We start from the raw sequence: 19,876 nt of genomic DNA, 5'->3' as shown, positions 1-19,876 counted from the left end.
TCGCGGGCCCGCGCCGCGCCTCCCGTCCGTCAGCCGGTCACCGTCACCGGCTCGCTCACGTCCGCCTGCGGGTCACGGTCGCCGGTCGGCGACCTCCAGCACGACGACCACGGCGGCGACGAGCAGTGCCGTCGCCACGAGGGACACCGACGGCACGGCGATGCTCGCGAGCACCGCGAGCGCGAGTGCCACGACGACGACGTTCCAGCCGAGGCTGAGGGACGGCCGGAGCGCCAGCGCCCAGATCGACAGCACGAACAGCGCGACCGGCACGGCGATCGTGGCGGCGACGGTCGCGTGCGACAGGTCGGCCTCGCCCGCGTCGGCGCTCACCGCGACCTCGATCCCCGCCGGGAGTGCCCCGGCCGCGGCGAAGACCAGGTAGTGGCCGTAGCCGAATAGGAGCGCGGTCGGCAGGGACCGGATGTGGTCGTGCTGCTCGCGGGAGAAGTAGATCCACCACAGTCCGGCGACGATCACGAGCCCGCACGCCGCCAGCACGAGGAGCGACCCGAGGTGGTCGGCGTGCGCGATGCCGTCGATGACCGCGTTCGCCGAGGCCACGAGCCCCTCGCCGAGGACGATCAGCGTGAAGAGGGAGTAGCGCTCCGCGATGTGCCGGGTGTGCCACGGGGTGGTCTGCGTGCCGGCCTCCGCGAACGGCGGGACGAGGACCTCGAGCAGGATGAGCACCGGGATCACACCCCACGAGACGCCGTCCGGCAGCAGGAGCGCGAGCACCCAGAGCACCTGCACGACGACGATGCCGCCGGCGTACCGGAGTGCGGTCCGCCGGTACTCCGACGACGACGCGGCGACCCGGAGCCACTGCCCGACGAGGGCGAGCCGCATGATGACGTAGCCGAGCACGACGACCGTGGTCGACCCCTCGACCATCGCGGCGTGCACCCCGGCGGCGAGCACGAGGACCCCCGCCATCTGCACGAAGGTCATCACGCGGTAGAGCCAGTCGTCGGTGTCGAACGAGGTGGCGAACCAGGTGAAGTTGATCCACGCCCACCAGATCGCGAAGAAGACGAAGGCGTACGCGAGGACGGCCGACGAGACGTGCCCCTCGACCTCGATCTCGTGCAGGTTCGTCGCGGCGAACCCGACGGCGACCACGAAGACGAGGTCGAAGAGGAGCTCGAGGGGGCTGGCGGCGCGGTGCCCCTCGGTGGGGTCGCGGGGTGCCATGCGGCGGAGTCCGATGGTGGTCACCTGCGTATGCCTACACGACGAACGACCCCGGGTGCAGGACCCGGGGTCGTTCGTCGTGCGTGCCTGGCGTCGGCTCAGTAGAAGTTCGACGCCTGCGAGTGCGACCACGCGCCGCACGGGGTGCCGTACGCGTCGCTGATGTACTGCAGGCCCCAGGTGATCTGGGTGGTCGCGTTCGTCCGCCAGTCGGACGCGATCGTGGCCATCTTCGACCCGGGGAGCGCCTGCGGAATGCCGGTCGCGCCGCCGTTCGCGTTGACGGCCTGGTAGTTCCAGCCGGACTCCTTGGTCCACAGGTTGTCGAGGCACTGGAACTGGTCGGAACCCCAGCCGTACTTCGACGAGGCGAGCGAGCTCGCGGTCGCCTTGGCGCCCTCGACCGTGTTCGCGGCGGCCTGCTTGCGCGCGGCCTCGGCGGCTGCTGCCCGTTCGGCCGCGGCGCGCTTCGCTGCGGCGGCAGCGGCGGCCTTCGCGTCGGCGTCCTGCTTGTCCTGCGCGGCGCTGGCGTCCGCGACCGCCGTCGTGGCGTCGACCGTCGAGGAGATCCGCGAGGTCAGTGCCGCGCCGGAGAGCTTCCGGTAGTCGTCGAGCGCGTCGATGCGGCGCTCGAGGACGCCGGTGTCGGTCTTCTCGTTCGCCGAGTCGGCGATCGTCTCCGCCGTGGCGATGGTCGCCGCGGCCTGCGCCCGGTCGAGCGCGGTCCCGGCGAGTGCCGGTGCCGCGGTCGCGCTGGCGGTCGGCATGCCGAGGGCCTCGCCGATCGCGGGCTGCGTGCCGACGGTGGCGATGCCTCCGGCGACCGCGAGGACTGCGGCCCCGCCCACGATGAGCGTGGTGGGGCGGCGGAGCGCGCGGCGGAGGCGCCGGTTGGGGGAGCTCAGGGCCTCACGTCGGGTCGAGGCGGTGGTGGTGGGGAGGTCGGTGTTGCGTCCTGTCATCGATTCCGGTGGTCGGCCGGCTCGTGGTGCGTGACTCGTGACGCTGCACGCGGGGTGGGGGAGCGCGCAGGGGTGCGGATGAACGAGACGTCCGTCGTCAGGAGTTCGCGAGCCGGGGGAGGACCGGACGGTGGTGTGGGGCCCGTCCGTCCGCCGACGGGCGACCGTGGGGTGGCCGCCGCTGGGCGAAGCCGCCACGATGACCGGTGTTGCTGGGTGCACCGTCCAGTTTGTCTGGCAGAACCGTCCGTCCACCCGTTGGTAACGGTTCGGTAACGGGCTGGTCAGGCCCGCGAGGTGTGAGCTTCCTGGGTGCGGTCGCCCTGCGCGACGCGTTCGAGGGCGTCGAGCGCGGCGGCGATGGCGTCGACGTCGGTGTCGGGCAGTTCGGCGATGAGCTCGGCGACGATGCCGGTGCGGGTGGAACGGGCTCGCTCGACCGCTGCGATGCCCTCGGGGGTGGCCGTCACCATGAACGCCCGACCGTCCCGGGGGTCCGCCTCGCGCTCGATGAACCCGCGCTGCTCGAGCTCGGTCAGGATGCGGGTCATCGTCGGCTTCGTGACGACCTCGATCCGCGACAGGTCGCCCGGGCGCAGGGGTCCCTCGCGCTGGATCGTCGCCAGCGCCGAGACGATGCCGTACCCGAGCGAGGCCGAGTCCGTGCGGGCCCGCCGGTTGATCCGGCCGACCGCCGCGGCGAGGCGTGCGGCGATCTCGGTACGGTCCGGCTGGCGGTGGCTCATACGGTGCTCCGGGTCGCTCGACGGGGTGGTCGGGGCGATGCTACCGGCTCGTCGGACCGTGTGACTGAGAGCGTCGCGCGGGTCGCCGCGCTGTCGCCGACCGCCGTGACGGACGGAGCACGCCCGCCTCGCGAGGGCGAGACGGGCGTGTTCCTGTACGGGTGTTCAGGCAGGGTCAGCGTTTCTCGCCGGGGAGCAGGTGGATCGCCTCGGTCGCGAGCTCCGCCTCGATGTTGTCCCCGGACGCGGTGGCCTCACGCAGACGGCGGAAGTCGGCCGTCATCTGGTCCCAGTCGACGAGCTCGTCGAGGTTCGGCAGCCGCAGTCGGAACGCGAGGCCGTCCATGGTGTCCCGGCAGACGCGCTGGAGGTTCTCGTTGCCGCACTCCTCGACGTAGCGGGCGAACACGGCGAGGGCGTCACGGTTCACCGCGGCGACGTCGTGCGACTCGTAGTCCGCGATCGTGGCGTCGAGCTGGGCGAGGATCTTCTTCTTCGCGCTCGCACCGAGGCGCGGGACCGCCAGCCGCACGACCCCGCCGAACAGGACGCCCAGGGTCTGCAGCGCCTCGACCACCTCGGTCGGGTCCGGCGTGGTGACGCGGGTGTAGCGGTTCGGCGCCATCTCGATCAGGCCGGCGCGTGCGAGCTGGCTCAGTGCTTCGCGGATCGGGGTGCGGGAGACACCGAGCCAGGCGATGAGCTCGTCGTCGTTGAGCCGCTCGCCGGGCTCGAGCGTGCCGTCCATGATCGCGGCGTGGATCTTGAGCCGGACGGTGTCGCGGAGCAGCTGGTGCTCGGTCGGTGCACTGCTGGGGACCGGCATGCGGGTTCCTCCGGGATCGTGGCGTCGGCGGGCGTCCCACCGGTCGGTGCGGACGCACGGTTCACCGTACCTGATATGTGAACGGTGTCCCTGTCGGCTCGGAGCGTGTCAGTCGTGGGGGTGGAGCAGCCGGAGGGTCACCGGGTCCTCGGTGCCGTCGTACCAGCGGTCGAGGACGGCCCGGAACGGCTCCGGGTCGGCGGCGGCCGCGGCGAACAGGGTCATGGACGACCGGAGCTTCAGCGCGTCGATGCCCCCGAGCAGGTCGTCGGCGGTCCGGGCCGGGGCGGACTCCGCCGCACGGGTCGCCTCGAGCAGCCGCGGGCCGAGGACGGGGTGGTCGAGGTACGCCCGGGTCTCGTCGATGCCGTCGAGTGCGTACCGCTGCGCGGTGGGCGAGCGGCCGAGCCCGGCGAGCTGGGGGAACACGAACCACATCCAGTGCGACGACTTCCGGCCGCGCCGCAGCTCGGCGAGCGCGGTGTCGTGCACACCCTGCTGCGCGCGGACGAACCGGTCGAGGTCGAACCGGTCCGTGCCGTGCTGGTCGGTGTCGTGCGGATCGTCGCTCACCGGACCACGTCTCCCCAGGCGTAGCGGACGGTCGTGCCGTCCACGACGAGCAGCGAGTCGGGTTCGCGGTCGAGGAGCCCGGGCATCCCGACGGCGTCGGGCAGGTCGCCGCCGAGCCGCTCGAGCCGTGCCGACCGAATCGTCAGCGGTGGGTGCTGGCGCTGCCAGAACAGCGTCTGCGCGAGGTGCCGGGCGTGGATGCCCTGTCGGGTGGTGAGGTCCGTCGCCAGCCGGTCGTCGACGACGTCACCGGCCACGACCCGGACGGTGGCATCGTGGCGGGGTCGCACCGCGCCTCCAGGCCCACCCGTGCTGCCCGGCCAGACCGGACCGCCGGGCCACGCCGCGCCGGACCCTGGTCCGCCCCGGCGTCCGCGGAGCCAGCGGACCGGGTGGAGGGAGCGTGCCGGGTGCCGCACCGACCGGTAGGACAGCGTGTCCCCACGACGTCGCGCCCGCGCGTGCGCGAACGTGTACGGCACCCCGAGCAGGGCGTGCGCCGCCACGATCGCGGGCACGTTCGCGGTGTCGACCGTGCGGTAGGCGACCCCGCGGCGACCGCGGTCGTCGACGGTGAGCACCTCGATCGTCACCTCGGTCATCGAGCCGAGGCGTCCGGACGGCGGGAACGGCGGCACCCGGGTCTCGCGGAAGACGTACGCCGTGAGGCCGGCCCACGCACTGCCGTCGACGACGTCGGGGCGGGTGCCGCGCGGCACCAGACGCGCGAGCGACTCGGGGTCGTGACGCCAGTGCGCGAAGACGACGTCCTCCCACGCGTGCACCGTCACCGGTCGGTGCAGCAGGGGGACCGCGGCTCGGTCCCGCGCGGGCTCGGTCACCGTCGTGGCGCGTGCCGGCCGACGCGCACGGCCCAGGCGACGAGGGGTGCCTGCAGCGGCAGGCGGAGCACCGACACGAGCCGCATCGCCCGCGTCGACCGCGGGCTGTCGAGCAGGTCGTTCGCCATCTTCACGTTCGCGGGGAAGACGGCGAGGAACAGCGCGGCGGCGGCCCAGCCCGCGGCACGGCGGGTGGCCGGGATCGCCAGGCCGGTCGCGATGCCGAGCTCGGCGGCGCCGGACGCCAGGGTGGTCAGGCGCGGCGGGAGGGCGTCCGGGACGATCCGGTCGTAGCCCCTCGGCCGCAGGAAGTGGGTGACGCCGGCCCCGCCCAGCACGACGGCGAGGAGGGTGGCGGTCCGGGTGGCGCGTCGTGCGCGCTCGCGTCGTCGCATGCGTCCATCGTGCCCGCGGCGCGCTCGGGACGCACGGAGAGTCCTCAGGTCAGGTCAGGTCAGGTCAGTGCGGTCGCGACGAGGTCGAGGACGACCGTCGCCACGTCGGCCTTGCTGCCGGAGGCCTCGCGGACCACCTCGCCGCCGGGGACGAGCACCTCGACGGCGTTCTCCTCGCGTTCGAACCCCGCGGACCAGCCGACGTGGTTCACGACGAGCATGTCCGCCGGCTTGCGGGCGATCTTGGCGCGGCCGAGCTCGATGCGCGCGGCACGGTCGGGTTCGGTCTCCGCGGCGAAGCCGACGATGATCTGGCCGGTCCGGCGGGACGCGACGAGGTCGGCGAGGACGTCGGGGTTCCGCACCAGCTCCAGCGTCATGGTGTCGCCCTGCGCCTCCTTCTTGAGCTTGTCGGCACGCACCTCGGCTGGCCGGTAGTCGGCCACGGCCGCGGTCATCACGACGACGTCGGCATCGGCTGCTGCGGCGTGGACGGCGTCGGCGAGCTCCAGGGCGGACCCCACCGGCACGACGGTCGCGTCGAGTCCGGCGGTCAGCGACGCGTCCACGTTCGCACTCACGAGCGTCACGGCCGCGCCGCGTCGGGCCGCGTCGGCGGCGATCGCGACGCCCTGACGACCGCTCGAACGGTTGCCGACGAACCGGACCGGGTCGAAGGGCTCGCGCGTGCCGCCGGCGCTCACGACGACGCGGACGCCGGCGAGGTCGCCGAGCTCACCGCGGGCGCCGGTGGTCCCCGCCTTCTCGGCGGCGGCTGCGGTCGGCGGGAGGGCGGTGTCGGTCGGGAGGCGCGGGTCGTCCCCGTCGCCGCGACCCGCGTCCGTCGGGTTGTCCGGGCCGGTCCGGCCGGCCGGTGCCGGGTCGTCCAGCACCGCGAGGGCCCCGGCGACGATGTCCTCGGGCTCCGCCATCCGGCCGATCCCCGCGTCGTCGCCCGTCAGGGCCCCGACCACGGGGCCGACGAACCGGACGCCGCGCTCCCGCAGGGTCTGGACGTTCGCCCGGGTCGCCGGGTGCTCCCACATCTGCGGGTGCATCGCGGGAGCGACGACGACGGGCGCCTCGGTCGCGAGCAGCGTCGTGCCGAGCAGGTCCCCGGCGAGCCCCGCGGTCATCCGGGCGAGCGCGTCCGCGGTGGCGGGGGCGACGACCACGAGGTCCGCCCGGCGCCCGAGCGAGACGTGGCGTACCTCGGCGACGTCCTCGAACACGCTCGTGGTGACGGGGTTGCGGCTGAGCGCCTCGAGGGTCGGCAGCCCGACGAAGCGGAGCGCGCCCTCGGTCGGGACGACGTGCACGTCGTGTCCCCGCTTGACGAGGTCGCGGACCACGCCGACGGCCTTGTACGCGGCGATGCCCCCGGTGATCCCGACGACGACGGTCAGACGGCGCTCTGCTGCTGCGTTCACACCGGTCACGCTACCCGGCACGTCGTGCGAGGATCGATCCCATGTGCACCGTCGTCGTCCGCGTCGACCCCGGGGCCGAGTGGCCCGTCACGATGCTCGCCATGCGCGACGAGTCGCCGGAGCGGCCGTGGGACCCGCCGGCAGCCTGGTGGCCCGAGCGCGACCCGTCGATCCGCGGCGTCCGCGACCGTTCGGCGGGCGGGGCGTGGCTCGCGGCGTCCGACGGCGCCGGGCTCGCGGTCGTGCTCAACCGGGGCGAACCGGTGCCGAGCGACGACGGCACGTGGACCACCCGCGGGGTCGTCCCGCTCGACGCGGTCACCGGGGCGCTCCCCGGCCACGACGGCACCCTGCCCACGACGCGCGCCTTCAACCTCGTGCGGGCGACGGCCGACGGCGCCGAGGTCACGACGTGGGACGGCACCGAGGTCCGGACGACCGCGCTCGGCCCCGGCGTGCACATGGTCACGCACGGCGAACCGGACGACCCCGCGGCGCCGCGCATCGGGCGGTGGCTCGACGCCTTCCGTGCCGTGGACGCTCCGGTCGGGCCGCCGGTGCTCGGCCCCTTCGACGAACTGCGGGCGGCCGACACCGGTGCCGACGCCGGCGACGGGTGGGGTGGCTGGTTCGGACTGCTCGCCGGGTCGGCGTCGCTGCCGGCCGACGACCCGGACGCGATCCTCCGGGACGCGCACGAGCCGGACGGGCACTTCGCGACGCTGTCGATCGTCGCCGCGGCGGTCGCCCCCGGACGTACCGTCCTGCAGCACGCGCGGCTGACCGAGCCCGGCCGGTTGGACGGTTCGGTCGAGCTGCACCGCGCCTGAGCGCGGTCCTCGCCGAGCCGAACCGCGCTGCACCGCGCCTGAGCGCACCCGCAGCGCGCACCCGCGGCCGGACATGGCCGGAGCGCGTACCTTCACCGTTCGTGACCACCGCAACCCGGAGCGTGCTCGCCGTCCTCACGGCGGTCGTCGTGGCCGTCTCCCTCGGGGCGTGCGCCTCGAGCCCGCCGGCCGCTGCCGACGCGACGTCCCACCCGACGGCGACGACCCGCCCCTGGGACGACGCCGCGGGTGTCGGCGTGGTGGTCGTCGGCGACTCGATCAGCGGCGGGCACGGCCTCACCACCGCCGAGGCGTGGCCGGCCGTCGTCGCGGACGCCCAGGGCTGGTCGCTCACGAACCTGTCGTGCGACGGTGCCGGTGTGGCTGCCCTCGGTGACGACGACGACTGCGCGAGCGACTATGCGACCATCGTCGGGCGTGCGGTCGACCTCCGACCCGAGGTCGTCCTCGTGCAGGCGAGCTCGAACGACCTCGGACTCGACACCGCCGAGGTCCGGAGCGCCACCGACCAGGTCGTCGACGAGGTGCACCGTCGGCTGCCGCACGCGCGGCTCATCGGCCTCAGCGCCATCTGGAACCAGGACGCCCCGCCCGCGCAGCTCGCGTCCATCTCGGGGGCGCTCCGGCACGCCCTCGCCCGCGAGGGCGGCACCTACGTCGACATCGGCGAGCCGCTGCAGGGGCACCCGACGTGGATGCAGTCCGACGACGTGCACCCGACCGTGCGCGGACAGCGGGCCATCGCGGCGGCGGTGACGGCCGCGTTCGAACGCGACCACGTGCGGTTCTGACGGCGGACGGGCGGGGACGAGCCGCGCCTCCTGGACCGTCCGACCGACTCAGACGGGCGGGGTGGTCCCGGTGAGGTCCTCGGAGACCGCCCAGAGGGAACGCGCCAGGTCGGCCTTCCGTGCCGACCCGGGGATCGACACGGTCGTGGTCGGCCCGACGAGCCCGAACGGCCCCGACGGTCCGTAGTACGCCCCGCCGACCGCGTTCGGCCCGACCGCGGCGTACAGCAGCGGCTCGGAGCCCTGCTCGACGTCCTGCGTGAAGGGCAGCGCGCGGTTCGAGGACCGGACCGGCTTCGACCGACCGAGCGACCGCCCCGCCGACTGCAGGTTCGTCCGGGTGTAGCCGGGGTGCGCGGCGGTGCTCACGAGCGGCCAGTCGAGCTCGACCGACAGCCGGTGCAGGTGCAGCGCCAGCAGGAGGTCGGCGAGCTTCGACTGCGCGTACGCCCGCCAGCCGTTGTAGCCGCGCTCCCACTGCAGGTCGTCGAAGCGGATCCGGCCGGGGATCGCCGCGAGGCTCGACATCGTGGCGACCCGGGCGTCCGGCGAGCGCAGCAGCGTCGGGAGCAGCAGGTTCGTCAGGGCGAACGGGCCGAGGAAGTTCGTGCCGAACTGCAGCTCGAAGCCGTCGACCGTCTCGAACCGCTTCGGGGGCGCCATCACCCCGGCGTTGTTGACGAGGACGTCGAGCGTCCGGTCGTCCGCGGCGATGCCCGCGGCGAACCGTCGGACACTCGCGAGGTCAGCGAGGTCGAGCTCCCGCACCTCGACGTCGGCACCGGGGTGCGCGGCACGGATGTCGGCTGCGGCCTGGTCGCCCTTCGCGATCGTGCGGACGGCGAGGACGACGGACGCGCCGGCTGCGGCGAGGCGGGTGGCGGTCTCCTTGCCGGTTCCGCTGTTCGCGCCCGTGACGACGATGCGGCGGCCGGTCTGGTCGGGGATCTGCGGCATGGGCGTGACCGTACTCCGCCGGGGGTGCGGATCCGGTGCGAGGGTGCTAGATTGATGCGAACGCATGAACATGCAGATGCATGGACGTGCGGTCGGGAGGACAGGACACCATGAGCAACGCATTCGGCACCGACCGCCCCTCGGACGTGCCACCGCCCGCACCGGAACGGATCGGCCCCGTGCAGCTCGGCCTCGACACCTTCGGCGACGTCACCGAGCTGCCCGACGGCAGCGTCAAGTCGGACGCCCAGAGCATCCGCGACGTCGTCGACCAGGCTGTCCTCGCCGACCAGGTCGGCCTCGACTTCATCGGCGTCGGCGAGCACCACCGTGCCGACTTCATCGTGAGCGCCCCCGAGGTCGTCCTCGCCGCGATCGCCGCCCGGACCTCCTCGATCCGGATCGGGTCCGCCGTCACCGTGCTCTCGTCCGACGACCCGGTGCGGGTGTACGAGCGCTTCGCCACCGTCGACGCCATCTCCGACGGTCGTGCCGAGGTCATCCTCGGCCGCGGGTCCTTCACCGAGTCCTTCCCGCTCTTCGGGTACGAGCTCTCCGACTACGAGGTCCTCTTCGAGGAGAAGCTCCAGCTCTGGGCAGCCCTCCGCGGCGGCGACGCGGTCACCTGGTCCGGCACGAAACGCGCCTCGCTCGTCGACCAGGACGTCTACCCGAAGCTCGAGCACGGCCCCATCCCGACCTGGATCGGCGTCGGCGGGTCCCCGCAGTCCGTCATCCGTGCGGCGTCGTACGGTCTGCCGCTGTTCCTCGCGATCATCGGCGGGCAGCCCGCGCAGTTCGCGCCGTTCTCGCGCCTCTACCGCCAGGCGCTCACGCAGCTCGACCTGCCGCAGCAGCCGATCGCGATGCACTCGCCCGGGTTCGTCGCCGCCACCGACGAAGAGGCGGCCGAGCGCTACTGGCCGTACCACAAGGCCGTCACCGACCAGCTCGGTCGGGAGCGCGGCTGGCCGCCCCTGGACGTCGCCGGCTACCGTGCCGGGCTGTCCGCGGGCGGGTCGCTCTACGTCGGGTCGCCGGAGACGGTCGCCCGGAAGATCGCGCGGAACATGCGGATCCTCGGCGTCTCGCGGTTCGACATGCGGTACGCGACGGGGCGTCTGCCGCACGAGGACATGATGCGGTCGATCGAGCTCTACGGCACGCAGGTCGCGCCGCGGGTGCGCGAGCTGCTTGCGGCGCCGGTGCCGGTCGCGTAGGCGCCGGGTCGACCGCGGCGGGTCGACCGCGGCGGGTCGACCGCGGCGGGTCGGCCGGGTCGGCCGGGTCCGTTCGGGTCGGCCGGATCCGTCCGGGTCCTTCCGGGTTCTTCCGGCGGGCCTGGAGGCGCGGCTCGCCCCGTCCGCGCCGCTCACGGGGTCGCCGGGTACGGTCCAGGGCATGTCGTCACGCCCCGCTGCACTCGAACGTCGGTTCCGTGGTCGGATCATGGGCGTCGGCACGACCTCGGGCATCCGCATCGTGGTCGGCATGTGGGAGCGCTCGCCGTTCGGAGCCTTCACGGATGTCTTCCTCGAGCTGCCGGACGGCTCCTCGGTGCTCCTCGCGCCCGACGAGATCGTGGCCGCGTACGTCTCCGGGACCTACCGGTTCGACACGGTCTCGGTCGTCGACGTCTCGGCTCGCCGGACCGCCAGGGGACTCGAGCTGTCGGCAGGCGCCCTCGAGGCCTCCATCGACGTCGGCACGATCTCCCCGCTCGGGAGGGTGCTCCGCATCGTCCCCAAGCAGATCGCCCGCGACCCCCGGTGGCTCGCCGCGATCGACCCGGTCGCACGGCTCGTCGCACCCGGGTCGGGGACCGCGGGGTCGGCGGGCAACGGGCGTCGCGAGTACTACGGCGTGACCGGGGCACACGACGTCACGGGCGTGCGGGGGACCTGGGCGGGGGAGTCGCTCGGGTCGTTGGCGCCGCTCGACCCGCCGGTGGCGTTCGGGTTCGCCTCGATGCCGCGGATCCCGCAGGTCGTCGACGTCGAGACGACCATCCGCGAGCCGGTCTGAGGCGCGGCGCGCGTCCGGGCGGTCGGGGCGACCCGGAACGACATCGTCGCCGTCGTACGACGTCGGTGTTGTCGCTCCTTGCGGGCGCAACAGTTGCACGCGCGCGGTGGCGACATCGTCGAGGTCGTACGACATCGGTGTTGTCGCACACTCCGGCACACTCCCGCCCGCGCCCGCGCCCGCGACCCCGACCGCGCCCGCACGGCCCCGCAGCCCCGTCCGCCGGACGCGCTCAGCGTCGAGGGGCAGACTGGCCGGAACGGACAGCGCCCCGAGGGCCGGCCGCACGTCGAGCACAACGGGGCGCACGACGCGAGAGGAGCACCATGACCGACACAGAGGCAGACCAGCGCGCAGCCATCTCGGACATCGTCCACGGAGCCCACACGGCACTCCTGACGACCGTGAGCGAGGACGGCCAGCTCCACGCACGGCCCCTCGCCGTGCAGGACAAGGCGTTCCACGGCACACTCCGCTTCCTCGTGCAGGACGGGAGCGAGAAGGTCGAGGACATCGCCCGGAACCCGCACGTCAACGTCGCGATCGAGTCGCAGGGCGGGTACCTGTCGATCGCCGGCACCGCGACGGTCAGCCAGGACGACTCCGTCATCGACGAGCTGTGGTCCCCGTTCGCCGAGGCCTGGTTCCCGGACGGCCGCGAGGACCCCTCGATCCGACTCCTCACCGTCGAGGGCGACTCGGTCGAGTACTGGACGCAGGACACCGGCCCGGTCGGCAGCCTCGTGCAGACCCTCAAGGCCGCCATCGGCAAGCAGAGTCAGCCGGACACCGGCGACCACGGCACGATCGAGCTCTAGCGCCGAAGACGCACGCCCGGCACCGCGCCCGGTCCCCGCACACCGCGGGGGCCGGGCGTCGTCCGTTCGGTCACGGCGGGCCGAGCAGCCACAGCACGGCGACGAGCACCGGCTGCCCGAGCACCGCGCAGACCACCAGGGTCCACCGCATCCACGGCTTCGCCACGAGCTCCGGCGACCCGAACAGCGGCGCGAGCGGCATCAGGAGCCGGGGCGTCGAGGCCATCGGCAACGACACCGCGAAGACGTAGAGCGCGTACGAGGCCGAGAAGACCACGGTCGTGAACCCGAGGCGCCGGGTCGACCGACGCAGCAGCCAGACCGGGTACGACACGAGCAGGAACACCACGATGAGGATCCCGCCCACGCCCAACCACCGGCCGGCGATGAGGAACCACGGCGTGAGCGGCATGAAGTCCACCCGCCCGATGAAGTTCACCCACCAGGACATCTCGGTCTCGAGGTAGGCGTTCGGCGACCCGGTCACGTGCGCGGCGATGAGCGGCCACGCGAACCCGGCGACGACCATCACGACGCCGGCGGCCACGACCCGCACGCGCTCCGCCACGGGGAACGCGTCGAGCGACCGGACCCCCTCGGTCCGACGCGCCCGGATCCACCGCACCAGTGCGACGACCCCGAGGACGAGCGGGATCGCGAGGGCTCCGGGCCGGGTGAACGCGGCGACGACCCCGAGCACCGTGAGGAGCCCGTACCGCCGACGGTCGAGCGCGAGGAGGGCCCCGAACACGAGGGCGAGGAACATGCTCTCGGCGTACCCGACCTGCAGCAGGAACGACAGCGGACCGCACGTGAAGAAGAAGACCGCCCACATGGCCGCCGCCGACCCCGCACGGTCGCGGACGAGCCGGTGCAGCAGGTAGGTGGCGAGCAGTCCGGCGAGGAGTGCGATCGCCGGTGCGCCGACGTCGAACGGCACACCGGTCGACGCGGTCAGCATCCGGATCGTGAAGGGGAACGCCGGGAGGAACGCCCACGCGTTCTGCGCGACGTGGCCCGCGGCGTCGAGCGGCAGGGTCGTCGGGTACCCGTGCACCGAGATCTGCTCGTAGTACTGCCCGTCCCACGCCGTCAGGAAGTTGAGGAAGCCGTGGTCGTTGCCCCAGATCGCGTTCTCCGGCAGGGCGCGCCCGATGAGCGGGAACGCGAGCGCCAACCACAACGTCGACACGATGCGCCCGCCGGTCCACACCAGGAGCACGGCGGCCCACGCCGGCAGGGCGGTCGCGAGGTCGAGGACACGGCGGCGTCCGCTCGCGATCGACTCCGTCAGGGTCCCGTCCAGGCGGCTCACCGCGGCGCTCCGCGGTGTTCGGGCATGGCAGAGGGCACGGTACGAGCGTAGACGGCGATTGCCTGGGTGTTCCTCACGGCTCGGCTCGGGAGGCGCGACTCGCGTTCTGCAGACCGGAACGAGCCCGACGGGCGAGCGGGTCCGGCGCGGGGCGCTCACCTAGCCTGGGAGCGTCGTCCTCCGGCCGCGACGGCGCGGTCGGTGCCGTGGGCGACGTCCGAACGACCCCGATCGACACCGAGGAGCACCGTGCCGAACAAGACCGCCATCGTGACCGACAACGCGCCGAAGCCCGCCGGCCCGTACAGCCAGGGGATCGTCGCGAACGGTTTCCTCTACACCGCCGGCTTCGGCCCGCAGGACCCGGCCACGGGCGAGATCGCCGACGACGTCGCCGGGCAGACCGCCCAGGTGCTCGCGAACGTCGCCGCCGTCCTGGCCGAGCACGGCGCCACGCTCGACGACGTCGTGAAGTCGACGGTCCACCTCGAGCACTCCGACCGCGACTTCCCCGCCTTCAATGAGGAGTACGCCAAGCACTTCTCGCAGCCGTACCCGGTCCGCACCACGGTGCAGTCGCACCTGGCGAACATCCTCGTCGAGATCGACGTCGTGGCGGTGCTCCCGACGGCGGAGTGACCCGGCCGGCCCCGGCGTGATCGCTCGGCGTGCTCGCTGAGCGAAGCCTCATCGACCCCCGGTGCGCGCACCGCCCGGACGGCTCCACGTCGTCCGGCGGATGCCGGCACCGGGGGTCGCGTGCGTCAGGACGCCGTCGGTGAGCACCGGGACGCCCGCGACGAGGACGTCGTCGACGCCCTCGGCCAGCAGCATCGGCTCGGCGTACGTCGATCGGGCTCGGACGCGCTCGGGGTCGACGACGACGAGGTCGGCGATCCACCCGGGCGCGACGGCGCCGCGGTGCCCGAGTCCGAAGCGCTCGGCGGGCAGGGTCGACAGGTGCTGCTGGACCTCCCACCACGTGAGCAGCCCGGGCCGTGCGTAGTCCCCGAGGTACCGCGCGAAGGTGCCGTACGCACGGGGGTGCGGGTGCGTCCCGACGAAGATGCCGTCGGACCCGCCGGTGTGGCCGCCGGACCGGAACAGCTCCGCCAGCTGCTCGGGCGTCCGCGGGTGCGGCACCCGCATCACGACCGTGACCTGCAGGTCCGAGTCGACCAGGACGTCGAGCGCGAGGTCGACCGCGTCCGTCCCGGTGGCCGTGGCGGCCTCGGCGAGGGTGCGGCCCTGCAGCGCGTGGAACTCGGGCGCGGGGACGTGCGACAGCGTGATCTGCTCGGCCCAGCCCGGTCCGAGGTCGGCGCGCCCGAGGACCCGTTCGAGCACCGCGGCGCGGACGGCAGCGCGCCCGCCGTCCACTGCGAGCGCCCGGGCGAGGTCGTCGGTGCCCGGCCGGGCCAGGCCCGCGGGCAGGAGCAGCATCGACAGGATCGTGCAGCCGCGCGAGTACGGGTAGGCGTCGAACGACAGCGGGGCGCCCTGGGCCTCGGCGTGGGCGAGCTCCGCCAGCGCGAGGTCGACGGGAGCGTGGAGGTGCGAGACGTGGGCGCGGCCGCCGCCGGCGCGCACGATCCGGACGACCTCCTCGATGCCGGCGCCGGCGTTCGTCTCGTAGCCGCCGCGCATGTGGGTCACGTAGGTGCCGCCGGCGGCCGCGGACTCGGCGGCGAGGGCGGCGATCTCCGCGGTGCCGGCGTGGAGTCCGGGGACGTAGTCGAGGCCGGTCGCGAGCCCCACGGCGCCGTCCGTCATGCCCTGCCGCACGAGGGCGCGCATGGCGTCGAGCTGGCCCGGGTCGGCCGGGGCCGGGTCGTCGCCCGTGACCTCGTGCCGGACGGTGCCGGCCGGCACGAGGGTGGCGACGTTCAGCGCGGTCGTGCCGTCGTACGTCGCGAGCAGCCCCCCGATGCCGCCGCCGCGGTACGTCGGGTGGGGGCCGTCGATCGCCGCGAAGTACCGTGCGGCGTAGGAGCCGTCGCCCGGTGCCGCCCCGACGCCGTCCTGTCCGGTGACGATCGTCGTGACGCCCTGCCGGAGGAGGGCGAGCTGCACGGGCTCGTCGAACACGAGGGACCCGGCGTGGGAGTGCGCATCGACGAACCCGGGCATGACGAGCCGGCCGGTGCAGTCGACCACCGTGGCGTCGGCCCCGGCCCGGAGGCGCTCGCCCGGCCCGCCTCGCTCGGCGACCAGTCCGTCGCGGACGAGGACGTCCGACCGGTGGGCCGTGCCGTCGGTGTCGACGACCGAGCCGCCGGTGAGCAGGACCTCGGACGTCACCGTGCGAGCCCCGCGACGAGTCGCTCGGCGCGGGTGCGGAGGCCGTCCAGGTCGCCGGTCGTCAGGGCGTCACCGACGAGCGGCGACCCCAGGCCGACGGCGACGGCGCCGGCCGCCAGGTACTCGGACGCGTCCTCGACGCCGATGCCGCCCGTGGGGATGACGTCGACGAAGTCGAGCGGGGCGAGGACCTGCTTGAGGAACGCGGGGCCGCCGAGCTGTGCGGCCGGGAACACCTTGACCGCGCGTGCCCCGAGCTGCCAGGCGCGGACGATCTCGGTCGGGGTGGCGGCACCCGGGTACCAGCCCAGACCACGCTCGTGCGCCCGTTCCCCGATGTCCGCGTCGAGGTGCGGGCTCACCGCGAACACGGCACCCGCGGCGGCGGCCTCGTCGAGCTGTCGTGGTTCGAGGACCGTGCCGACGCCGATCGACGCGCCCGTGCCGTAGCGCTCGGCGGCCCAGGCGATGCCCTCCCGCCAGCGGGGCGTGTTGGTCGTGATCTCGATCGCCCGGACCCCGGCGTCGACCAGTGTCGCGACGACGTCCTCGACGTGCTCACCCGTCCCGCCGCGCAGGATCGCGATCGCCGGGCCGGCGGCGTGCCGGTGCCGGACGCGGGGAGCGGCGGACGGGTCGGTGCTGGTGGTGTTCGTCATGGTCTTCGTTCCTCGCCTCAGCGGTCGACGCGGTCGTGGACGGCGTGGTCGACGTCCGTGGGGGTGGTCGGGTCGTGCAACGCGGCCGGGTCCGGGCGGCGCCAGTCGCTCTCGACCGTGCAGGCGAGCGCACCGGCGTCGGCGGCACGGTCGAGCGCCTCGGCCGTCGTGGCTCCGCCGAGGGTCGCCGCGAGCCAGCCCGCGACGAAGGCGTCACCGGCACCGACGGGGTCGACGACGCGCACCGGGGTCGCCGGGCGCCGCAGGAACGCACCGTCCACCGACGCCACCGCGCCCCGGGAGCCGAGCTTGACGACGGCACGACCCCGGCCGAGGGCGGCGAGCTCGTGTGCGAGCGTCTCGTCGTCGCCCTCGTCGTCGCCGAGTCCGAGCACGAGTCGGGCCTCGTCGTCGCCGGCGAAGACGATCGACGACCGTGCGGCGACGGCCCGGTATCGGGCGCGGGCGGTCTCGGCGTCGATGAGCTTGGGCCGGTGGTTCACGTCGAAGGACACCGGGACCCCGGCGGCGTCCGCGCGGTCGAGCGCGGCCTGGACGGTGGCCCTGGCGTCCTCGGAGAGGGCGAGGGTGATGCCCGTGACGTGCAGGAGCGCTGCGCGTTCGACGGCGCTCGCCGGCAGGTCGCTCGCCCGCAGCGCCGACCCCGCCGAACCCCGGCGGTGGTAGGTCACCCGCGTGCGTCCGTCGGCCAGGCGCTCCTTCATCATGATGCCCGTCGAGCGGTCCGGGTCCGGCACCGCGACGACGTCGACGCCCGCGCTCCGGACGTCGCGCGTCACGCGGTCCCCGGCGGGGTCGGTGCCGACGCGACCGATCCACGTCGTCGGGACACCGGCGCGCACGAGGCCGATCGCGACGTTGCTCTCGGCTCCGCCGGTGTCGACCCGCATGTGCTCGAGGTCGGGGACCGCACCCGTGTCCCCGCCGGTGAGGAGCAGCATCGTCTCCCCGAAGGTCAGGACGCGGCCGGTCACCGGGTGCCCTTCGCCAGGGCGAGCTGGGCGGAGGAGGAGCCGAGCGCGACCGAGATCTCGAGCGCGGTCCGGACGACGCCGTCGCCGAGTTCGCGGACGGCCGCGGCGGGGAACCGGGAGGCGAGCCCCGAGATGCTCATCGCGCCGACGACCTGGTTCGCGTGGTCGAGCACGGGCGCGGCGACGCAGCGGATGTCGGGCTCGTTCTCGCGGTCGTCGATGCCGTAGCCACGGCCGTGCGTCCGGTCGATCTCGGCGCGCCAGCGGTCGTCGTCCACGATGGAGTGCTCGGTCATCGCCGTGGCCGGTTCCGCCAGCACCCGGTCGAGCAGCTCCGGCTCGCCGAACGCCACCATCGCCTTGCCCGATGCCGTGTTCCGCATCGGCAGTCGGTTGCCGATCCGCGACCCCATCCGGACCGTGCCCCGCGTTTCGACCTTGTCGACGTAGACGATGTCGGTGCCGTCCGGGACGACGAGGTGGCAGGTGAGCCCCGTGCGTTCCGCGGTCCGCCGGAGGAACGGGGCTGCGGCGGCGCGGAGGTCGATGCCCTCGAGGTAGCTCTGCCCGAGCAGCAGCGCCCCGAGCCCGAGGGTGAAGCCGGCGTCCGGGGTGCGGCGCAGCAGGTCGTTCTCGAGCATCGGGGCGGTCAGCCGGAGCACGGTCGACTTCGAGGTGCCGAGCTCCGCGGCGAGCACGGTCAGCGACACCGACGGCTCGCCGTTCCGGGTGCGGTCGGCGATGCGGTCGAGCAGCCGCAGCCCGCGTCGGAGCGACAGGGCGGCGTTCCGTGCCGGAGCGTCCTCGGTGGAGGGGGCGACGGGGGTGGTGGCGCGCATCAGAACCACGTCGCGATCGTGTCGAGGACGGTCTCGTCGTCGTCGATGACGGTCACCTGGCGCCACTTGTCGAAGACGGTGCACGGGTGCGAGATGCCGAACACGACGACGTCGCCGGGCGTGAGCCCGGGTGCCCCGTCCGCCAGCGCGAGGTAGCAGTGCTGGTCGTCGAGGCGGGTGACGGTGACCGCCCCGGGGTCGGGTGCGACGGGGACGACGCCAGCCGCGCCTCCTGGGCCGACGTGTCGGACGGACCGGACCACCGGCAGCCCCTCGTCGAAGGAGATGTCCCGCTTGCCGACCGCGACGAGCGCGAGCCCGGGCTCTGGGCACGACGTGACGCGTCCCCAGACCTCGATCGCGGCCAGGAGCGAGCCCTCGTCGGGGTGGCGGCCGAAGGGGGTGCGCTCGGCGTAGAAGCCGTCGTCGTGGGTGAGGGAGGCGCCGGACCGGAGCAGCACGTCGAGGTCGTCGGGGCGGGCGGCGACCGCGTCGACCACGCCGTCGAACCAGGCGCTGCCGCCCATGCTGAGCAGGGCGCGCGGGGCCTCGACCAGCGGGCGGACGGCCGCCGCGACGGCGAGCACCCCCTCGACGTAGGCGCGGGCGGCGTGCACGTCGGGCAGGCCGCCCTCGTACCCGGCGACCCCGCGGAGCGAGAGCCCCCGGTCGTGGGCGAGCTGTGCGAGGTCCCGTGCCTGCTGTGCGGTGCGGACGCCGGTGCGACCGCCGGGGAAGCCGACCTCGACGACCACGTGCAGGTCGCCGTCGACCGCGTCCTGTGCCGCGCGGCCGGCCTCGACCCCGGCGGGGGAGTCGACCCAGCAGAGGACGTCGGCGTCCGGGTCGGCGGCGCGGCGGGAGGCGAGCCAGGCGAGACCGGTGGGGTCGAGGACCTCGTTCGCGACGACGATCCGGTGGACGCCGTGCTCCCACGCGACCATCGCCTGCTGGACCGAGGCGACCGTGACGCCCCAGGCGCCGGCGGTGATCTGTCGTGCGGCGAGCGCCGGTGCCATGTGCGTCTTCATGTGCGGCGCGAAGAGCAGCCCGTGCCGCTCGACGTACGCCTGCATCACCGCGGTGTTGTTCGCCAGGGCCGACTCGCGGAGGGTCATCACCGGCAGGTACGCGTGCTCGAGGACGTGCCGGCGCGCCGGTGCTGCCGGGTCGGGCGCGCCCTTCGTGGTGACCGTGCCGGGTGTGGTCGTCATCGATCCTCCTGTGCGTCTGCGGTGCCTCCACGCTCCCGGTGGCCGGGTGTCGGGGGCAACGCGCTCGTCCTCCTCATTCTGCGGTGCAGAACACCATCCCGTCAGCGCCGTCCCCGGACGTCACGGAAACCGATCGGGCA

General features: G+C 74.0%; 21 protein-coding genes. 6 read left to right on the top strand and 15 right to left on the bottom strand.

The window, feature by feature from the left end; all coding sequences use genetic code 11:
* Window positions 1-72 precede the first annotated feature (72 nt).
* From BIV03_RS02805 to BIV03_RS02770, 8 genes are all read right to left on the bottom strand, one after another.
* Window positions 73-1,221 carry a low temperature requirement protein A gene (locus BIV03_RS02805; RefSeq protein ID WP_254790698.1) on the bottom strand — a complete coding sequence of 383 codons (1,149 nt, stop codon included), beginning with the start codon at window positions 1,219-1,221 and terminating at the stop codon, window positions 73-75.
* Window positions 1,222-1,295: 74 nt separating this feature from the next.
* Window positions 1,296-2,159, bottom strand: coding sequence for a hypothetical protein (locus BIV03_RS02800; RefSeq protein WP_071294570.1), 864 nt, complete (start codon window positions 2,157-2,159; stop codon window positions 1,296-1,298).
* Window positions 2,160-2,443: 284 nt separating this feature from the next.
* Complete coding sequence (locus BIV03_RS02795; protein ID WP_071294569.1) at window positions 2,444-2,905, bottom strand: MarR family winged helix-turn-helix transcriptional regulator; 462 nt, start codon at window positions 2,903-2,905, stop codon at window positions 2,444-2,446.
* 175 nt (window positions 2,906-3,080) lie between these two features.
* A complete protein-coding gene (locus BIV03_RS02790) occupies window positions 3,081-3,731 on the bottom strand; it encodes a GntR family transcriptional regulator (protein ID WP_071294568.1) in 651 nt (216 codons plus the stop codon).
* A gap of 108 nt (window positions 3,732-3,839) precedes the next feature.
* Complete coding sequence (locus tag BIV03_RS02785) at window positions 3,840-4,304, bottom strand: DUF1810 domain-containing protein (protein ID WP_071294567.1); 465 nt, start codon at window positions 4,302-4,304, stop codon at window positions 3,840-3,842.
* Window positions 4,301-5,146, bottom strand: a complete 846-nt coding sequence (locus tag BIV03_RS02780) for a DUF2071 domain-containing protein (RefSeq protein WP_071294566.1) — start codon at window positions 5,144-5,146, stop codon at window positions 4,301-4,303. The genes BIV03_RS02785 and BIV03_RS02780 overlap by 4 nt, the downstream gene beginning before the upstream one ends.
* On the bottom strand, window positions 5,143-5,541 hold the full coding sequence (locus BIV03_RS02775; protein WP_071294565.1) for a hypothetical protein: 399 nt from the start codon (window positions 5,539-5,541) through the stop codon (window positions 5,143-5,145). The genes BIV03_RS02780 and BIV03_RS02775 overlap by 4 nt, the downstream gene beginning before the upstream one ends.
* Window positions 5,542-5,600: 59 nt before the next feature.
* Window positions 5,601-6,947 carry a phosphopantothenate--cysteine ligase family flavoprotein gene (locus BIV03_RS02770; RefSeq protein ID WP_071294599.1) on the bottom strand — a complete coding sequence of 449 codons (1,347 nt, stop codon included), beginning with the start codon at window positions 6,945-6,947 and terminating at the stop codon, window positions 5,601-5,603.
* Window positions 6,948-7,012: 65 nt separating this feature from the next.
* Between BIV03_RS02770 and BIV03_RS02765 the strand changes: the two genes are divergently transcribed.
* The gene (locus BIV03_RS02765) at window positions 7,013-7,801 is read left to right on the top strand and encodes an NRDE family protein (RefSeq protein WP_071294564.1); all 789 of its coding nucleotides are present in this window, start codon (window positions 7,013-7,015) and stop codon (window positions 7,799-7,801) included.
* Between the two features lie 101 nt (window positions 7,802-7,902).
* Window positions 7,903-8,613 (top strand): SGNH/GDSL hydrolase family protein, encoded by a 711-nt coding sequence (locus BIV03_RS18980; RefSeq protein ID WP_139201838.1) that lies wholly within the window; start codon window positions 7,903-7,905, stop codon window positions 8,611-8,613.
* A gap of 48 nt (window positions 8,614-8,661) precedes the next feature.
* Here the strand turns inward: BIV03_RS18980 and BIV03_RS02755 are convergent, their stop codons facing one another.
* A complete protein-coding gene (locus BIV03_RS02755) occupies window positions 8,662-9,570 on the bottom strand; it encodes an SDR family oxidoreductase (RefSeq protein WP_071294563.1) in 909 nt (302 codons plus the stop codon).
* A 110-nt stretch (window positions 9,571-9,680) separates the two neighbouring features.
* Between BIV03_RS02755 and BIV03_RS02750 the strand changes: the two genes are divergently transcribed.
* The 3 genes from BIV03_RS02750 (at window position 9,681) to BIV03_RS02740 (ending at window position 12,413) form a co-directional block, all read left to right on the top strand.
* Window positions 9,681-10,790 (top strand): LLM class flavin-dependent oxidoreductase, encoded by a 1,110-nt coding sequence (locus BIV03_RS02750; RefSeq protein WP_083295248.1) that lies wholly within the window; start codon window positions 9,681-9,683, stop codon window positions 10,788-10,790.
* 181 nt (window positions 10,791-10,971) lie between these two features.
* The gene (locus BIV03_RS02745) at window positions 10,972-11,595 is read left to right on the top strand and encodes a hypothetical protein (RefSeq protein ID WP_070418295.1); all 624 of its coding nucleotides are present in this window, start codon (window positions 10,972-10,974) and stop codon (window positions 11,593-11,595) included.
* Between the two features lie 326 nt (window positions 11,596-11,921).
* A complete protein-coding gene (locus tag BIV03_RS02740) occupies window positions 11,922-12,413 on the top strand; it encodes a pyridoxamine 5'-phosphate oxidase family protein (protein WP_070418296.1) in 492 nt (163 codons plus the stop codon).
* 70 nt (window positions 12,414-12,483) lie between these two features.
* Here BIV03_RS02740 and BIV03_RS02735 read toward each other — a convergent pair whose 3' ends face one another.
* Complete coding sequence (locus tag BIV03_RS02735; RefSeq protein WP_083403157.1) at window positions 12,484-13,728, bottom strand: hypothetical protein; 1,245 nt, start codon at window positions 13,726-13,728, stop codon at window positions 12,484-12,486.
* Window positions 13,729-13,977: 249 nt separating this feature from the next.
* Between BIV03_RS02735 and BIV03_RS02730 the strand changes: the two genes are divergently transcribed.
* Window positions 13,978-14,367 carry a RidA family protein gene (locus BIV03_RS02730; RefSeq protein ID WP_070418297.1) on the top strand — a complete coding sequence of 130 codons (390 nt, stop codon included), beginning with the start codon at window positions 13,978-13,980 and terminating at the stop codon, window positions 14,365-14,367.
* A gap of 48 nt (window positions 14,368-14,415) precedes the next feature.
* Here BIV03_RS02730 and BIV03_RS02725 read toward each other — a convergent pair whose 3' ends face one another.
* Genes BIV03_RS02725 through BIV03_RS02705 form a run of 5 tightly spaced genes read right to left on the bottom strand, consistent with a single transcriptional unit; the run spans window position 14,416 to window position 19,736 of the window.
* Window positions 14,416-16,029 carry an amidohydrolase family protein gene (locus BIV03_RS02725; protein ID WP_071294562.1) on the bottom strand — a complete coding sequence of 538 codons (1,614 nt, stop codon included), beginning with the start codon at window positions 16,027-16,029 and terminating at the stop codon, window positions 14,416-14,418.
* Window positions 16,026-16,688: a bifunctional 4-hydroxy-2-oxoglutarate aldolase/2-dehydro-3-deoxy-phosphogluconate aldolase gene (locus BIV03_RS02720; RefSeq protein WP_071294561.1), complete on the bottom strand. Its 663-nt coding sequence runs from the start codon at window positions 16,686-16,688 to the stop codon at window positions 16,026-16,028. Before BIV03_RS02720 ends, BIV03_RS02725 begins: the two co-directional genes overlap by 4 nt.
* A gap of 17 nt (window positions 16,689-16,705) precedes the next feature.
* The gene (locus BIV03_RS02715) at window positions 16,706-17,683 is read right to left on the bottom strand and encodes a sugar kinase (RefSeq protein WP_139201837.1); all 978 of its coding nucleotides are present in this window, start codon (window positions 17,681-17,683) and stop codon (window positions 16,706-16,708) included.
* Entirely contained in the window at window positions 17,680-18,522 is an 843-nt protein-coding gene (locus BIV03_RS02710; protein ID WP_071294560.1) for an IclR family transcriptional regulator, read from the bottom strand. The genes BIV03_RS02715 and BIV03_RS02710 overlap by 4 nt, the downstream gene beginning before the upstream one ends.
* On the bottom strand, window positions 18,522-19,736 hold the full coding sequence (locus tag BIV03_RS02705) for an alanine racemase (protein WP_071294559.1): 1,215 nt from the start codon (window positions 19,734-19,736) through the stop codon (window positions 18,522-18,524). Before BIV03_RS02705 ends, BIV03_RS02710 begins: the two co-directional genes overlap by 1 nt.
* Window positions 19,737-19,876: the final 140 nt, after the last annotated feature.

Origin of the sequence: Curtobacterium sp. MCBA15_016 (assembly GCF_001865105.1) — a bacterium.
Lineage (GTDB): Bacteria > Actinomycetota > Actinomycetes > Actinomycetales > Microbacteriaceae > Curtobacterium.
This window is presented reverse-complemented; position numbering and strand designations above follow the sequence as displayed.

Bases quoted from the DNA above. Each gene is read 5' to 3' on its own strand.
- BIV03_RS02795 (WP_071294569.1), bottom strand. From the start codon at position 2,905: ATGAGCCACCGCCAGCCGGACCGTACCGAGATCGCCGCACGCCTCGCC.
- BIV03_RS02765 (WP_071294564.1), top strand. From the start codon at position 7,013: ATGTGCACCGTCGTCGTCCGCGTCGACCCCGGGGCCGAGTGGCCCGTC.
- BIV03_RS02750 (WP_083295248.1), top strand. From the start codon at position 9,681: ATGAGCAACGCATTCGGCACCGACCGCCCCTCGGACGTGCCACCGCCC.
- BIV03_RS02755 (WP_071294563.1), bottom strand. From the start codon at position 9,570: ATGCCGCAGATCCCCGACCAGACCGGCCGCCGCATCGTCGTCACGGGC.
- BIV03_RS02790 (WP_071294568.1), bottom strand. From the start codon at position 3,731: ATGCCGGTCCCCAGCAGTGCACCGACCGAGCACCAGCTGCTCCGCGAC.
- BIV03_RS02775 (WP_071294565.1), bottom strand. From the start codon at position 5,541: ATGCGACGACGCGAGCGCGCACGACGCGCCACCCGGACCGCCACCCTC.
- BIV03_RS02710 (WP_071294560.1), bottom strand. From the start codon at position 18,522: ATGCGCGCCACCACCCCCGTCGCCCCCTCCACCGAGGACGCTCCGGCA.
- BIV03_RS02800 (WP_071294570.1), bottom strand. From the start codon at position 2,159: ATGACAGGACGCAACACCGACCTCCCCACCACCACCGCCTCGACCCGA.
- BIV03_RS02740 (WP_070418296.1), top strand. From the start codon at position 11,922: ATGACCGACACAGAGGCAGACCAGCGCGCAGCCATCTCGGACATCGTC.
- BIV03_RS02745 (WP_070418295.1), top strand. From the start codon at position 10,972: ATGTCGTCACGCCCCGCTGCACTCGAACGTCGGTTCCGTGGTCGGATC.
- BIV03_RS02720 (WP_071294561.1), bottom strand. From the start codon at position 16,688: ATGACGAACACCACCAGCACCGACCCGTCCGCCGCTCCCCGCGTCCGG.
- BIV03_RS02705 (WP_071294559.1), bottom strand. From the start codon at position 19,736: ATGACGACCACACCCGGCACGGTCACCACGAAGGGCGCGCCCGACCCG.